Origin of the sequence: Paenibacillus sp. RU5M (assembly GCF_900221055.1) — a bacterium.
GTDB classification, from domain to species: domain Bacteria; phylum Bacillota; class Bacilli; order Paenibacillales; family Paenibacillaceae; genus Paenibacillus; species Paenibacillus marchantiae.
Window position 1 is genome coordinate 37615 of the sequence record NZ_OBQM01000015.1, and the last position, 16602, is coordinate 54216.

Annotated in this window: 12 protein-coding genes and 1 pseudogene; 7 read left to right on the forward strand and 6 right to left on the reverse strand. The window is 44.3% G+C overall.

Annotation, left to right across the window (positions count from 1 at the left end; genetic code table 11):
* Window positions 1-89 precede the first annotated feature (89 nt).
* Genes pstC through pstB form a run of 3 tightly spaced genes read left to right on the forward strand, consistent with a single transcriptional unit; the run spans window position 90 to window position 2772 of the window.
* A complete protein-coding gene (pstC, locus tag CRO25_RS29035) occupies window positions 90-1058 on the forward strand; it encodes a phosphate ABC transporter permease subunit PstC (protein ID WP_079697345.1) in 969 nt (322 codons plus the stop codon).
* A complete protein-coding gene (gene pstA, locus CRO25_RS29040; RefSeq protein ID WP_076287876.1) occupies window positions 1055-1963 on the forward strand; it encodes a phosphate ABC transporter permease PstA in 909 nt (302 codons plus the stop codon). Before pstC ends, pstA begins: the two co-directional genes overlap by 4 nt.
* A gap of 53 nt (window positions 1964-2016) precedes the next feature.
* Window positions 2017-2772 carry a phosphate ABC transporter ATP-binding protein PstB gene (gene pstB / locus CRO25_RS29045; protein ID WP_179087129.1) on the forward strand — a complete coding sequence of 252 codons (756 nt, stop codon included), beginning with the start codon at window positions 2017-2019 and terminating at the stop codon, window positions 2770-2772.
* Window positions 2773-2837: 65 nt separating this feature from the next.
* On the opposite strand, the gene CRO25_RS29050 is transcribed toward pstB, so the two are convergent.
* Entirely contained in the window at window positions 2838-3716 is an 879-nt protein-coding gene (locus tag CRO25_RS29050) for an SDR family NAD(P)-dependent oxidoreductase (protein WP_079697346.1), read from the reverse strand.
* 135 nt (window positions 3717-3851) lie between these two features.
* Between CRO25_RS29050 and CRO25_RS29055 the strand changes: the two genes are divergently transcribed.
* Together CRO25_RS29055 and CRO25_RS29060 are read left to right on the forward strand one after the other, a co-directional pair.
* Window positions 3852-4310: a MarR family winged helix-turn-helix transcriptional regulator gene (locus CRO25_RS29055; protein WP_079697347.1), complete on the forward strand. Its 459-nt coding sequence runs from the start codon at window positions 3852-3854 to the stop codon at window positions 4308-4310.
* Window positions 4311-4817: 507 nt separating this feature from the next.
* Window positions 4818-8351, forward strand: a complete 3534-nt coding sequence (locus tag CRO25_RS29060) for an S-layer homology domain-containing protein (RefSeq protein WP_097115840.1) — start codon at window positions 4818-4820, stop codon at window positions 8349-8351.
* A 197-nt stretch (window positions 8352-8548) separates the two neighbouring features.
* Here the strand turns inward: CRO25_RS29060 and CRO25_RS29065 are convergent, their stop codons facing one another.
* The 3 genes from CRO25_RS29065 to CRO25_RS29075 form a co-directional block, all read right to left on the reverse strand.
* Complete coding sequence (locus CRO25_RS29065; protein WP_079697348.1) at window positions 8549-11515, reverse strand: AAA domain-containing protein; 2967 nt, start codon at window positions 11513-11515, stop codon at window positions 8549-8551.
* Between the two features lie 102 nt (window positions 11516-11617).
* On the reverse strand, window positions 11618-12124 hold the full coding sequence (gene yidD / locus CRO25_RS34205; RefSeq protein WP_257020677.1) for a membrane protein insertion efficiency factor YidD: 507 nt from the start codon (window positions 12122-12124) through the stop codon (window positions 11618-11620).
* Window positions 12125-12137: 13 nt separating this feature from the next.
* Window positions 12138-12362, reverse strand: a complete 225-nt coding sequence (locus tag CRO25_RS29075) for a hypothetical protein (protein WP_079697349.1) — start codon at window positions 12360-12362, stop codon at window positions 12138-12140.
* A gap of 261 nt (window positions 12363-12623) precedes the next feature.
* Between CRO25_RS29075 and CRO25_RS29080 the strand changes: the two are divergent.
* A pseudogene (locus tag CRO25_RS29080) lies at window positions 12624-13217 on the forward strand (YdeI family protein).
* On the opposite strand, the gene CRO25_RS29085 reads toward CRO25_RS29080, so the two are convergent.
* Window positions 13214-14251, reverse strand: coding sequence for an alpha/beta hydrolase (locus CRO25_RS29085; RefSeq protein ID WP_079697350.1), 1038 nt, complete (start codon window positions 14249-14251; stop codon window positions 13214-13216). The pseudogene CRO25_RS29080 and the gene CRO25_RS29085 overlap by 4 nt on opposite strands.
* Before the next feature lie 275 nt (window positions 14252-14526).
* The gene (locus tag CRO25_RS29090) at window positions 14527-15393 is read right to left on the reverse strand and encodes a helix-turn-helix domain-containing protein (protein WP_079697351.1); all 867 of its coding nucleotides are present in this window, start codon (window positions 15391-15393) and stop codon (window positions 14527-14529) included.
* Window positions 15394-15583: 190 nt separating this feature from the next.
* Here CRO25_RS29090 and CRO25_RS29095 point away from each other — a divergent pair, with 190 nt between their 5' ends.
* Window positions 15584-16600, forward strand: a complete 1017-nt coding sequence (locus tag CRO25_RS29095) for a quercetin 2,3-dioxygenase (protein ID WP_079697400.1) — start codon at window positions 15584-15586, stop codon at window positions 16598-16600.
* The last annotated feature ends 2 nt before the right edge of the window (window positions 16601-16602 follow it).

Consider the following 16602-nt stretch of genomic DNA (forward strand, 5'->3'; position numbering starts at 1 on the left):
ATCATTCTCGCATTTCATAAGGAAAGGGATAGCCAGCTTCTGCGCACGGTCGCCAAGCTGGCTTCTCTATGTGAAAGGAAGAGCCCTTCATGATCGATTTAAATCCATCCACGAACAGCCCTGCTCCGAGTGAGCTTGGTTCAAGCATCGGCAAGGCTCCCGGATCGGGAACCCGGTTTGACCGTAAGGCGCGTTTAAGATGGTCCAATAAACTGTTTCGCATGGTCTGTATTGGCAGTACATTGTTCGTTTGTCTGGTTCTGTTATGCATTCTGGTCCTTATGCTTCGTACGGGCGTTCTGACCTTTGCGGATGTTTCGCTCAGCGAATTCTTTTTCTCTACCAACTGGGACCCGGAAAATGAGCATTACGGTGCGCTGACCTTTATTCTGGGAACGCTGGCACTGACGGGGCTCACGATGCTGTTTGCCATTCCAATCTCCGTCATCATTGCCGTGTTTCTCGCGGAAATGACGCCAAAATGGCTTCGCCATATTCTGCGACCCGTATTGGATCTGTTGGTGGGTATTCCTTCTGTGGTATACGGTTTCTTGGGACTGACGATTCTCATCCCCTGGCTTAGGGATATCAGTGGACATGATCTGGCGGACGGTTTGCTCGCAGCGTCCATCGTTCTGACGATTATGGTGCTGCCTACCATTAGCCGGATCAGTGATGATGCCATATCTGCTGTACCGAACAAATACCGGGATGCAGCTTATGCACTTGGTACGAACCGATTCCAAACCATAGCTCGTGTGGTCTTGCCTGCTGCAAGAGGCGGAATCATGTACGCCGTCATTCTCGGGATGACTCGTGCCATTGGAGAAACGATGGCGGTGGTGATGGTCATCGGCAATACGGCGCAGCTCGCTAACAGTCTGTTTACACCAACAGCGGTGCTGACAAGTAATATTGTCATGCAAATCTCAAGCGTCGAATTCGATTCCACCTGGAATCACGGGCTGTATATGATGGGCTTTATCCTGCTTGCCATTTCCATCTTGATGATTGTAGCCGTAAGAATGCTTCAGAAGAAAGGGGGACGCTACTCATGAGTATGAAGAAACAGGCGAACGCTGTCCCCGCCTATTCGTTCGGCAAACGCAGAGGTGCATCCACGCTGATGGACCGGATTTTTACGGGCATGGTATGGGGTGTAGGGATTATCGTCATTTTATTCATTGTTGGACTGTTATTTCTTCTTCTGGAAAAAGGGCTGCCTTTGCTGAGCTGGGACTTTCTATACGGTGTTCCAAGCGAGATTGAAGAAGGAGGAGGGATCGGGCCGGCGCTGTTTAACTCGTTCTATGTGCTGATTCTATCCCTCCTGATCTCGATTCCCATCGGCATGGCGGCCGGGATTTACCTGGCGGAATTTGCTCCAAACAACAAACTTATGGAGATCGTGCGGATTTGCGTGGAGGGACTGTCTTCTGTTCCATCCATCATCTTTGGATTGTTTGGTATTGCCCTGTTTGTGGAGTTCTTCGAAATTGGTCTTACCATTCTGGGCGCCGCCGTCAGCCTTGCCTTTCTGAATCTGCCTGTGCTTACCAGGGTAACCGAGGAATCGGTTCGGGCGGTTCCGGTTGAACTTCGTAATGCGTCCTTTGCACTTGGCTCTACCCATTTGCAGACGATCCGTAATGTATTGCTGCCGGTGGCTATAAACGGGATCATGACAGGCATTTGCCTTACGGCAGGTCGGGCATTCGGAGAGAGTGCCGTCATTATTCTGACCGCAGGGGTGTCTACATCCGGGGAAATGTGGGACTTCAATTTGCTATCGCCAGGAGGAACCCTTGCTGTACATCTGTGGTACATTCAATCCGAAGCGATTGTGCCCGATGCCGAGGAAATTGCGCAAAAGACAACGGCTGTGTTGATCTTTGTGGCCTTGCTCATTAATATTCTGTTCCGTGTGCCAATTTGGCTGAATGCACGCAAAAATCAAGCCTAATGTGTCAGGCGTATCCAGTAACAAGATCAATTTCAACACCGGGAGGAACCATTGTGCAGCCAATCATTGAGATCAACAAATTGAATTTATATTACGGTCAGTTTCAGGCGCTTAAGGATGTCTCCATTGAAATTCCGGAGCGGGCCATTACCGCTTTTATCGGACCGTCGGGCTGTGGCAAATCGACGCTGCTGCGAACCCTCAACCGCATGAATGACCGGATACCCGGCACACGGATTGAAGGTAAAGTGGCCGTAGGGGGAACCGACATCTACAGTGGTGAAGTTCATGTGGAAACTATTCGAAAGAAGATCGGTATGGTTTTTCAGCAGCCGAATCCCTTTCCGAAATCCATCTACGATAATGTGGCCTTCGGTCCACGACAACACGGCATTCACAGCAAAAAGAAGCTGGATGAGATTGTCGAGCAGAGCCTGCGCTCTGCTGTCCTGTGGGATGAAGTAAAGGACAACTTGAAGCGTTCCGCGTTAAGTTTATCCGGAGGACAACAGCAGCGCCTCTGCATCGCACGTGCATTGGCAGTGGAGCCGGACATTCTTCTTATGGATGAGGCTACGGCATCGCTTGATCCCGTCTCGACCTTCAAGATCGAGGAGTTGGCTCATGAGTTGAAGGAACGTTATACCATCGTGATGGTCACACACAATATGCAGCAAGCAGCTCGGGTCTCCCAGCAGACGGTGTTCTTCCTGAATGGCGAGGTCGTGGAATACTCTGCGACCCAAGATATGTTCGCCGAGCCCGTTGATTCGCGTACACAGGACTATATTAGTGGTCGGTTTGGTTGATTTTGAATCGGCAAGAGGTGGAAGTCTTTCAGATAGTTATCTGGAAGGCTTTTTTCTGTTTTTGATTAGTTCAACAGACCACGTTGCTCCAGTAATTGTGTCGTAACCTTCCACAGCTTGTTTTGCATTCCAGCATCTCCGCCCGGATACACAGGAGTAATGGATGCCCCGCTTCCAACATTGAAATATCCTCCCGAAACCTCACTATATTCCGATTCCACTGCCAAACGAGTCATGATGTTCGCACCCCGCCGTGGGTCGCCGATATGCAAAAACGTTAGAATGTGCTCAAGCACACTCGCAAACCACAACTCTCGTCCGAGACCCGTAACATTAAAACCTGGATTCAAAGCATTCACTCGGATTCCAGTTCCATCCCAGTGACGGGCAAGTTCGCTAGTAAACATAATATTCAGCAGTTTGGTTTTGCCATAGATGGCGGAGGAGCCGCGTGCAGTAAAGGGATCGGTATCCGTTAAGTCATCGGGCAGCACCAGTGTGCCATGATTCCGCGAGGCTTCAGATGCAACATTGACGACTCGAGCGTGGCCTGCCCGAATCAGGGAAGAATGCAATGTGTGCGTTAGCAGCCAAGGTGCCAAATAGTTCACGGCGATCATCTCGGCAAACCCTTCGGAAGTGACTCTTTGTTCAAAAGCATGAAGACCCGCATTATTCAAAAGTACATCGATACGCGGATAAGCGGCTGCGATTTCAAGCCCTATACGTTTTACATCGCTCAGTAAGGACAAATCTCCAAAGAAAAAATTGATCTTGGCGGATGGCTCAATTTCCCTGATTTTGTTTCTGGTGGTCTCGGCGCGTTCTTCGCTTCTGGCTGTGAGTACAAGATGTGCACCGCGTTTGGCAAGTTCAATGGCGGCAAGCTGCCCCAGTCCACTTGTTGCTCCGGTAATTACAATAATGGGTTGTGTTGTTCTCATAATGAGGTCTCCTTTTGACACGAATAGGATCGAATTATATAATGGACATAAATCAACTATATAATTTAATTGATATTTGTCAACTATATATTCATAAGCCTACTTTGATGTATCGAGGAGAGGGAAACAACAATAATGAGTAAAAATCCGGTTAAAACCAAAGATAGAGAAACTCTGGAACTGGCACTAGGTGAGCAGATCCATGCGCTAATTAGTGCTTCGCATGCGCTCAATGTTCGATCTGCCGAGCGTTTCGATGCGACCTTGCAGCCTGCTGCTTTTCATCTGGTGCGGTGGTTGTACTCTTACGGTCCTACAAGCGCCGCAGCTTTGGCAGAAGCGACGGCTATGGACCGCAGTTCGGTAAGTCGTTTGATTAAACAACTTGAGAAGGCAGGGTATGTAAGCAAGGAGCCGGACCCCGAAGATCGACGCGGCGTTTTGTTGTCTTTGACGGAGCTTGGTCAACAATCGACGGTGAGTGCGCTCAAGGAGAAGGAGTCAACTTTTTATGAACGCATATCGGGATGGAATGAAGAGGAACTGGAACGTTTCACCACTATGCTTCGGCAGTTTAATGGGTTTAATGTTTAGGGAGAGGTATCATTTCACAACCCGTTAACTTACCCTTCACAAAAGTAAACATGTAAAAGCTAAATCAAAACCCAGTCAAACCCAGAGTACCTACGGATTCAGGGCGCATTGCGTCTGTGCATTCGGGGGTTCTTTTTTCTATATTCGGCAAATGTTCCGTCCTCAGATGTTTACAAATTCCTTCATTTATACCTCTTCATCACCCCTGTTATGCTAATTCTCTTCCTAATGCTCCACTAGCTGTGGTGGAACTTTCCTGAATGGTGAACAAAATCTGAATTTTTCTTCACCCTCTTGCATCCTTTCTCTAGTACATTTCAGCACCTCAATATGGAGGATGATAGAGCATGATCTTCATAGACACAGCAAAAGAAATCGTTAAAGAAATGTAAAGCAATGCAGATATATGTCAAATTTTTAATAGGCGCTTTCATTGCGTTGACCCTGCCCTCAAAGTTTCTTATATTTACTCCCGACACAACAACTCAGAACGGTGGTGGGATGATTTTGTTCAACAATAAAGGAAAGAAAATGCTCGCTATGCTTACGCTTATACCACTGGCTACGGGCCTTGTAATGGGAGCTTTCCCTGCTGCGGTAACCTATGCGGATGCGGGAGATAACACACCAACCAACAGCTCGGCAACAGGTTCATGGCAAACGGGGGATTTGCACGTACATACGTTTGAGTCCGATGATGCGCAGAATTCGTTGGAAAATGTACTCGACGCGGGACTGACGAAGTATGGTCTGGACTGGATCGCGCTTACGGATCATTTGCGGTTATCCAAGCGGGATCAGAACGGAGTAGACATTCCAGGTGGATCGATTCCGATGTCCAAAGGGATGAATGAATACCAGGTGCCACAGATCAAAGCACTTCAGGAAGCGGGCAAATATGCAGGCAAAACGATCTTCTCCGGTTTCGAATGGGACATGCCGACACATGAACACGTTGGTGTAGGTATTCTAACAGATGAGCCGAATTCGACCGAAGCGCTGGAAGCTGCGAACGAATTTGAGTATCGTTTTACCAATCGGGATGCGAATCTGTTCGATGCGGCCGACGTAGCGGATTGGAATCAGACGGGAGGACGTGCCTATACAACTCATCAGGATGCACTAGCTGCTATCAATTGGCTGGCAACCAAGTATCCAACGACGAGTTATGCGATGATCAATCACCCTTCACGGGGCAAAAACAAATATACCATCGCGGACTTCCGTGAGTTCAACGATCTGGCTCCACAAATTGTTTTTGGTATCGAAGGTATGCTGGGCAACCAGATGGAACCGGATCGCGGCGGGTATAACACAAGCTACAACGTAGCCAATCCGACCGCAGATGATGGATACAAATACCGTACATACGGTGGTGTGGACTTTATGGTCGCCAAAGTGGGCGGTCTTTGGGACGCATTGTTGGGAGAAGGGCGTCACTTCTGGAACTATGGTAATTCGGATTACCATTTCAAGACGATTGGCACCAATTCCAGCGGTTATTTTCCGGGCGAATATGCCAAGACCTATTCTTGGGTTGATGGTACAGGGATGCAAGCCGTGCTGGAAGGACTGCGTTCAGGGAAATCATTTTCCGTATTCGGTGATCTGATCAACGCACTGGACTTCACGGCTTCCGGCGCGGGCACTCAGGCTGAAATGGGCGGAGACTTGGGTGTGACCCAAGGTGACGAAGTGGAACTGAAAATCCGTTTCAAGAGCCCAACCACGAGCAACAACTATGAAAAACCAATCAACAGCGGCACGTCCGCTGGACAAGTACCGGTGGTCGATCATGTCGATCTCATAGCAGGAGATGTGACGGGCAAGGCCGAGAAGGGCACAGCCGCCTATTCCAAAGATACTAACGACTCTACCAAAGTGCTGGCAACCTTTACGTCCAACGATTGGACAACAGATTCGGAAGGTTACAATGTCATCACGTACAAGATCAAAGCAACGGACCAGGATAAATATTATCGCCTGCGCGGTACAAATCTGGGCATGAACGTTTCTGGTGAGACCGTAAATGGTGAACCGCAACTTGACCCGAAGATCACAACAGCGGATGCAGAGACTCGGTTCAACGAGATCAATGATCAGAACTATCGCGACCTGTGGTTCTACTCTAACCCGATCTTCGTGAATGCCACACCTTACAGTGATGCACAGGCGGTAACGGATACGCTTCAAGCGATTGATCTGGGCGATCTGAACGCGGTCACTTCCGACCTTACCCTTCCTGTTGAAGGAAAACATGGAGCCACGATTAGCTGGTCCAGCTCCAACCCGGAATTGATGGATGTACAGGGGAAACTTATTACACAGCCTGAGAACAATGAGCGACTGGAATTGACGGCAACGGTACAACGTGGCAGCGAAATGGATACTAGAACGTTCACTGTCATTGTGGAGGGAACAAATAATCAGGCATTGGTGTTAAAAGGTAACATGACCACCGCTGGCGGCCAGCCGTATCATACGGATACATGGACAAACCAGTCCGTAACGGTTAGTGTAACCAGCGCAGTATACGCCCCTGCTACTTCCGCAATCATTGAGTTGTCTCGTGATGGAGGGCAGACGTACGAACCGTATACAGAGAATACGCCTTTGGAGATAACGGAGTCGGGAGAAAATAAGCTGCTATTCAGAGCGACAGACGATTTGAACGAAACCTATACTTTACCATTGGTGGTCAAAATAGATCGCGAAATTCCTGTCATCACCCTGCAAGGCAACAGCCAAATGTCATTAACCGTGGGAGATACGTATAACGAGCCTGGAGCACAGGCTACCGATAATGTGGGCATCAATGGTTCCGTGCAGATTGACGGCACAGTGAACACACAAGCGGCGGGGATCTATACCCTTCGTTATAACGTGAAAGATATTGCCGGCAATGCTGCACAGGAAGTCACACGTACGGTTATCGTACAAGCCCGTTCGGGTAATGGAGGCGGGGGTTCAGGTAGTGATGGAGGCAACGCTGGAGGGAATTCCGGTGGAAGCACACCAAGCGTGCCAACAACGCCTACAGTTCCAACCACACCAACCAACCCGGATACGGGATCAGATTCTACTACTGAAGTGAAGGTAGAGGTCGAAGCGAATCAGCCAGTACAAACGGGTCTGAAAGACATCGTGCAATTCAACGCTCCGGCTGGAGCCATTGGGGAAAAAGATACATTGCAGCTGTCTGTTGTATCCCAAGACCGATTGCAGAATGCAGCTTCGCTGAATGTACTCGGCCAAGCAGTACAGATTACTCGCAGTGGAGGACGGACATTGAACGATCAGGCAGCATTGAGTCTGCAATATGATGCTTCCAAGCTGCCACAAGGAACACAGCCAGCGATCTACTATTATAATGAAGCCCGTCAGAGCTGGGTATTCATTGGTGGTAAGACGAATGCAGCAGGAGCAATATCGGCTGATGTGAATCATCTGGGTACCTTTGTTGTGTCCAGTTACACAGCTGCTAATCTGTCCGATCTGAACGGACACTGGGCATCCGACTATGCAGACCGCTTGATCGGCATGGATGTTATCCAGGGTTACACAGATGGTACATTCCAACCATCCAAGAAGATTACACGGGCAGAGTTTGTTACGTTAATCAGTAAGGCACTGGCTTTGAAGTCCGTGCAGTCGGATACGACGTTTGCAGATCAAGGCAGTCTGCCAGACTGGGCGAAGAGCGATATTGCCGCAGCCGTGCAAGCCGGAATCGTGAAGGGCTATGGAGACAATACGTTCAAACCTAATCAGACGATCACTCGTGCCGAGATGGCTGTGATGATGGCGAATGCATTGAAGTTAAATGCAGATGCACAGTCGGGAACGAGCAATGATGCTGTAAAACCAAGCTTCACTGACGAGTCGCAAACTCCGGCTTGGGCACAAGATGCACTCAATACAGCCGTTCAGGCCAAAATTGTGAACGGTTATACGGACAATACGGTTCGTGCAGGAAATATGACGACCCGTGCGGAAGCCGCGGCAATGATCTATAAGCTGCTGTTGGCGCTTCACGTGTAAGGAGTAAAGAAAGAGAATTAATCATATATAAAGTAGAAAAAATAACTGACATCCTTTTGGGGTATCAGTTATTTTTTGAATTAGGGTTTTCATTTCTTTTTGATTTATGCTTATTATAAAACAGAGAGCACTTTCAATAAGTGCTCTCATTTTTGTATGAAGGTAAGAGGATGGACTAATTAGTGTTGGATAGTTTTTTAATTGAAAGAATGAAGATAGGTTTTCAGTTTATCCCATCCTTCACTTTCATCATTGGAAGCAATACGGAATTGCTGGAATTTTGCATAACTGCAAAGAGTATCTTTTTTTCGGTCATTGTCAATCGTTTTGGAATCCCGTCTGTGATAGAAACCATCATATTCTATGGAACATAAAGGTTGAAGAGATTCCTTCTCGTATATCACGAAGTCCATATGACTGGTAAAATAATAAGATTTTAATTCATCATCTAATCCGATTTGAATAGAGAGCACATCTTTGATGGGCACTTTGGGAAATACAATGAAGGGCATGCCTTCGAGAAATATCATTAATTTGTTATAAATCATACGCTCTCCTTGATGCATTAGAGTCTTTCGACTTTCTTCACGTATGAGTTGGTTGAATTCAATGGATAACATGATAGCAGGGCGGTGGAAACTATTGGCTTCTATTGTATATATATATTGACTTAATTTGGTTAGATAGCCCTGACCGTTATCAATCTCGGCTAGGTTACCAACAAGGATAAAATAGTCAAGGGCTCTGGTTAGTGCAACATTTATTAAACGATAGCTGTTTTGAACAAAATCAATCTGGAAAGCGGTTGAACCACTGGAGATAACGGTGCTGAAAATGATAGCTTGGCATTCCCCACCTTGAAAAGTGTGGACAGTTCCAACTTTGATGTTTGGATTATGTTTAAACATCCGTACCAGTCTCTTTTTTTGTGCACCAAATGGTGTAACAATACCAATTTCTTTGACACCGTTCCGTTCCAATCGCTCAACGATGGATTTGATTTCTTTTAATTCGTGATCGTTGGAAGTACCACTAGCTCTCCCGTATACATTCGTTGAAAAGATTCCTGTATGGTAAGGTTTCCGCTCAGGCTCTTGACGCATCGTGAGTAAACGCCCGCGATAGAAGTGTTGATTACTAAAAGATACTATAGAAGGAATACATCGATAATGGTAATTGAGCAAGTGTTGCCCATTTTCATTGTGTTCACAAGCATGGGCTGCTCTTTGAAAAGCCGAGACGCTGTGAAAGCAATATGATGAATACTCAATACCGTTCGCATGCACATCAAACAATGATTTACTATCTTCATCTTGCAATGTGACAATATGACTTAATTGATGAACGTCACCAAAAAAGCAAGCTCTTCTTGAAACTTGTAATAGAGAAAAAACGCTTGCGATGGAGCACTGAGATGATTCATCTATTATAGCTAGATCTATGGATGCCCCGGACGGGATACAGCGTCGAGCTGATAAACTGCTTACAAGTAGAACAGGGAATAACTTTAAAAAGGAAGGGAAGGCAAAAGAAGTTCTTTTAATTTCCCCTTTTTCACTGAGTTCTTTTATAAGTTCTGCAATATTATTCATTTCCGTTGGACTACGGAGGATGGGTTCCGCTTTTCTAAGCCACTGAGAGCGAACAATCGTAAGATCTATATCGTTTTTTTTCGCATACAACATAACTAAGCTTGTTGACTGATCTTTTTGTTGCTCCTGCAACTGTAAAAGCTGATTCTGGTATTGCTGCAAGCGTTGTTCAAGATTGATGACTTTAATAATTTCTTCGCATAGAGCAAGAGAATGTGTTGGCATGGTTGTATCGACATACTCCCACAATTGCGAAGCATCAATTGACTGCAAATATTTTTTAATACGTCTCTTCATGAAAAATTTGAGTTTACTTGCAATGTAGGCTCGGAAGTTACGAAAAATATCATTTCCAAATAAATGTAACGGTTCATCTACAAGCTGGCGTAATCTGTGTTCTATCTGTATATGGGGAAGAGTAAGGGTTTCGAAATTATTTTTCATAGTCATCAGATGGTTTATACGCAATCGGTTATTTAAAACACCTATTAAATCTTGAAGTTGCTTAATGGTGCTTTCCAAGTCAATAATCTGTTGTTCTTGTAGTTCGACCTGATTAATCTGTTCCAATAATAAATGACTTTTATGTAAATATGAATCGTAAGTATTGTCTGATAACAAGTTATTTATTTCTTGTTTCATACGCTCAATCGCTGTTTGAATTGCTAAAGCCTGATTTTGATTGTGCGTTTTATTTCCTAGGCGTACAAAGCCAAAAAATGAATTTGAGATTCCTTTTCCTTCTAATTTTTCAGAAATATTATCAACGGCCTGATTGTTAGTACTAGCTACAATACATGTCTCTAGGCGATCAACTTGGTTAGCCAACAAGTTGATAATAGTTTGCGTCTTTCCAGTTCCCGGAGGTCCCTTAATGATGCTAATAGTGTGCTGAAGATCAGCAAGTGCAAAATTTTGAGGATAATTACTGGGTACAATATGTAGTTGCATTCTCTCAGGTTCTGAATCAGATAAGGCATAACTGTGAGTAAGGAAGCTGCTAAGTACAGCACTTGGCTGGTTTTTATCCGTTAAAACATCTTCAATCTCTTTAGAAATCAAATAATTAATGTTATTTGTATTCTTAGCTAGTAGGATTACATGACTTGGAATAATATCCTGCAAGTTGTATTCAGATGAATCTATAAGCTTCTCAAGATTCTGCTGATTATGTAGGAAAGCATCGGGTGAAGCAACAAATTGTTCCTGTAATTTCTGTAGCATATCCATTGATTTATTATCCGTAAAAGATTTGAAGATATCTTGATGGAACCCGGCATAGTCTGCCTTGAAAAGGTTTCGACTCGATAAGAAGCTCGAAGTACTCCATAAACATAATGGTATATATGAAGTTTTATTTCCTTGAACTGCTCTAATAAGTGGATAACCAAACAGAATTGTTTCCTCTGATGTTAACCTAGCACTTAGCTTTTCATAGTGTGTAATAATGTCTTCTATATCATCAGGATAAATCTGCGAATGTACAAGTTCTTCTTCTTTAAGATGTACAGAGTAATAGCTTTCGAATTTAAGACAGTCTAGATAATAATGAAGCAATTTTTTTATTAACAAAGGGTCCTCCTATAAATCTTGTATTTATGAAGCGATGATAAAAGTTAAATGCCGGAATGAAGAAAGGCCCATATTATAGATTGTCAATAGGCCCTTTATGTTTTACGGATAATCAAATCCTCCACCGTTGATATTACATTTACGAAGACGATGGATTCCCAAGGAAAGACCTTTAATCGCCCCGTATTTCTCAATAGCTTGAATCATATACACAGAACAGCTCGGTTCAAAACGACATTTATTCCTCACTTCAATAGGGGCAAAACGTTGATAAATTCTAATACTCCATATCAGGATCACTCTAACACGTCGTACAACTATGAAAAACATACTTGCTATGAAAATAATCTGGGCACTTAGCAAAGCATATACTGGAATGAATGGATTCAAGAGATAGAAACATATCATAGAGATGATTAGCCCTGTGAATAATGCAAGTGTAACGTTAAGCAAAGACTTCAACCAATAGATTTCTGGAATAACATGAGTTCTTATATAGAAACTGCTTCGAGGATCGTTTTCTTCATGATGTGTATGTAAGAGTCTAATAAGTTCTTCTTCGGATGGCATGTTATTATATATCAGTTCCTCAGATTCTGAGTTTCTCATGATTGTTATACTATTATCGAATCTCTCTGTAGAAAATCAGCATATAATGATGCGTTGTAACAGGTTGCTGGAGACAACCGGGTTTCTCGGTGACGGCTAGCGACTCCATGGATTGATAGATCCATCCGGATTGTGCTTTGTGATTGATGATATCAGCAAATAAATTAACAGCAGCTTGAGTATCACCTCGGTTTACTTGAACATTTTTCGGACCTGGAACAACTGTGTACTCTCTCATTTAAATCATCCTTTCGTATGTTGGAATTATGGCAATAGACATTCCATTATTTTACTATGGGTATTGTAAACTGTCGATTGAAACTTATTAGATAAGATTGGATTAAATTATAGGCCATCTAACAGGATGGTCTTTGTTGCTATGAAGGTTTAAATTCAAGTGGAAAAGTCAGTAAAAGCTCTGTAAGCAATGCTGTACAATCCACTGAAAACCAGTAAAATTGAACCTATAAAACCATGAGATAAAGAGAGGTATTTCTCTATGACCGATACAAGTGGGAACCGCAAAGTTGACGGCTATCTAAAGAAACTCAAAACGTGGAAGGAAGAGTCCACAAAGCTGAGAGAGATTATGCGGGATTTTGAACTGACAGAAGATATGAAATGGATGCACCCTTGTTACATGCTAGATGGGAAAAACATCGTTTTAACCATGGATTCAAAGAATACGTGGCCATTCTGTTCTTCAAAGGTGCTCTGCTGAAGGATACACACGGCATTTTGGTCCAGCAAACGGAGAATGTACAGGCAGAACGCCAGCTTCGTTTCACCAGTCTGGAGCAGATTGTGGAGCAGGAGGCTATGATCAAAGCCTATATCCAGCAAGCGATTGAAGTGGAACAAGCCGGACTGCAAGTGGAAATGAAAAAGACTGCCGAATATAGCGTTCCTTAGGAACTTCAGCAGCAGTTCGATGAGAATCCTGCTTTCCGAGATTGCATTTGAAGCACTGACACCCGGACGGCAGCGGGCATATCTCTATTATTTCTCAAAACCAAAGCAATCCAAAACAAAAGTGTCACAAATAGAGAAGTACATGCAGCCGATCCTGGAGGGCAAAGGATTGAATGATTAAAGTTTTTGCTTGATAAAGGTATCTACCATCCATTCAAAGAATCTTTGCTTCTCTTCATAATATGGGTAGTGAGCCGAGTTCTTATAGGAAATGAATTCCTTTTGATTTCCTTCAATCTGGTCAAAAAACACCTTGGCGGCATGGGATGAAGTCATATAGTCGTAATCTCCCATGACAAAATAAAAGGGGAGATCAAGCTTTGTAATCAAGGATGGCAAAGGACGGCTCATAGCCTCACTTATTAATATTTCTTGCGAATACATGATTCCTTTATTATAGCGAATGGTATCAAGCATATTGTATTCATTGCTGAACGTCATTCCCAGGAAGCTGGTGTCAGGGCTGTCCATCAACCTTGAAGCGCCTCCGTACCGTTCAACAATATCTCGCGGTGTAAACGCCTGTCCTTGTTTGATCGGTTCATAGACCTGCTCCAACTGGTTTACGTCTTCATGATTATCAGCCAACTGGGCTTGCTCCATAACGTAATTCCATCCGTCCATCTCGCTCTGTTGTGTATCTGCCATTTGCCCGATCCCAATGTAAGCTTCATATTTTTCGGGTGCTCGCTGTGCAGCAAGTGTTCCTATGTATGTTCCGTATGAATGACCAATTAATATCACTTTCTTCCCCAGACGTTTAGTAATATAATCCGTGACCGCTAGTGCATCCTCGACCAGCAAATCAGCTGAGAGATTGGAATAGTCCTCGAAAAAATGATAGGATTTGCCGCTTGCTCTCTGATCATAGTTCACAATCGTAAACTGAGATTCTAATAAATCCTGGTACTTTTTGGCGTACGGAAGTTCAGATGCACCCGGTCCGCCGTGTAAATAAAGGATAACTGGGTTTTCCAAATCCTCCCCTCTGATCATGATTTCATGTCTCGTACCATTGATTTTAACTTGTTCCAATACATGAATAGGGTTTGAACCTTTTATTTTTGGCGTCCATGTTGGAAAATAAAGAACTGTGAGTGATAGCGTTAGAGTCGTAATACCAAGCCACAAACCTGTTTTTTTGACTTTGTTCATAGGATATGTCCCCTCTGGTTCAATGTCTTGAAGTAATTATTGTTCATGAACTCATAACTCTATCTTACTTGACTCATCATTGATTCAAATCGTACGCCAGATTGAATTTGTTCTCAGTCTCAGGTTGGGCATGTACAGCTTTATATAAAGTCGTTTCTTCATCGCTTGATAAAATAAAAATAACCACAAAACCCGTACATCATTTCTGTAACGGTTTTTATGGCTTTCTTATTTGAATAGAAAATATATGCACACTATCACACATCGCATGTGAATCACGACCCTTGAGGCTGCCTGAACTCTTTAGGGGTCATTCCGCATTTTTCTTTAAATATCCGATAAAAGTACTTCATATCCTGTATTCCAACCTCTCTGGCAATGGTTTGCACACTCCAATCGGTTTCGGATAACAGTTCACAACTTCGTTGTATACGTTTATTTTGTATCATCTGTGTCAGGGTGAGCCCGGTAACCTGCTTGAATGTTCTTTGGAAATGGCGAGGGCTTATGGCGAATCGTTCACACAAACGAGTAAGAATGGCAGATTCATCATAATGACTGGAAATATAGTTCACTGCAAGTTGAATGTGGTCGGTCAGATCTCCTTGTGCAGACTGAAGATCACTTGGCTCGGCATGCCGTATGCGAGTTAACAAGTCCATCAGATGAAGATACAGTCGGTAACGATAGCCGGATTCCTTACATTGAAGTTCAAGGTGTAAAGAGTACATGATCTTCCCGAATTCTTTCTTGTTCTCCGTTACTTTGAAGCCGTTCCCCAGAGTACGAAATGGTTGAGTGAGCTCATCAATATCATCATAGATCATGCGGTCACCGATGGCTTGAGGCCCCGATAATATGTGCTTCTCCACAAGGCAATTCATGAGCGTGACAGACTGATTCAATGTGGTCTGGAACACATGTCTCGTATCTGTAGGAATGAACAACAGGTCTCCACGAGTGATTGGGATACAGCTGTCATCGATCGAGAGTGTTCCTTGACCTGCCGTCACATAAGACAATTCATAAAATGAATGCGCATGCTTCTGACATTGGTTATTTCGTATTTCTACCGGATGCATGGAAATGGGAGTGTCATGGAAAGGGTGCTCCATGTAATAGGTTGAATCGTTAAAATTCATAAACAGGAGGCCCCTCCCTCTTCAATTTTTTATTATTTAATTTTAATGGATTAAGCGAGTGACTTCAATCAATCAGATGTCGCATTTGCCCATAGGTTGGTCGCCCTAGACCATTTTTTATATAGGGTGAAGTCCTTAAAATGAACATGAATAAAGGAATGGAGGAGAGAATCAAGTGACATCAACATTAATGAGTACATTGCCTCAGACAAGAAAGCCTTATTTACTTCGTAAAGGAGAGGGCACGAGTTATACGTTCGGTAAACAGGTAGTTACGGTCATGGCGGATGCTGACAGTACAGGAGGACAGTTCGAAATGTTCACCATCGCCGGGAGTAAGGGAGAGGTGTTTCCCCTCCATTTTCATAACAGTAGCTACGAATCTTTAATGGTTCTGGAGGGAAGAGTTGAGTTGGTAATCGACGGGCAATATCATCTTCTAACTTCTGGCGACTATGCACATATACCGCCAGGGACAAGGCATGCCTATCGGTTTGCAGGTCATCGAAATCGTATTGTTTCCTATTCATTACCTGGGAATATCACGTCTATCTTTCCTGTCATCGGTTTGGCCTATTCTTTCAAGGATTACCCACCGCAGCCCCTACACGAATGGACGCAAGAGGATTTGATCCGAGCCTCCGAGGTAGCCGATATTTGTTTTGAGGATGGAGAGTTAAAGTGGGGTGCTTCCCAGCTTGTTGAGACAGGAGTAGTGCACGGCGGAGTCGTTCCTTATGTATTGGAGAGCGGGGAAGGGGATCGTCTCTTAACGGGAGATCAATTGCATCGAATTCTTGCGTCTCAGAAAAATACAGATGGCGCCTACATTTTTGTATCTACAGAAGGACCGAAGGGTGAACCTATTGTAGAGCATTATCATGAGAATCATGTGGAAACTTTTTATTGTGTACAAGGCCAGATGACCATGTGGGCGAATGGAGAAGAAATTCAGCTTCATGAAGGAGACTTCCTCCACGTGCCGGAAGGTACTACCCATGCCTATCGTCTCGATGCACCGTATACCCGCTTTGTTGGAATGCTGGAGTGCGGTTTGTTTGAGCCATTCTTCCGCATATTGGGAGAGCCTTATGAACATTTTATTTTCCCGAATGAACCTGGCCCGCTACGGATGGACCGCGTTATGGCTAATATGGATACTCTGGATCTGAAAGTGGTTGCCCAATCACCGTTGCATCGCAATTGAGT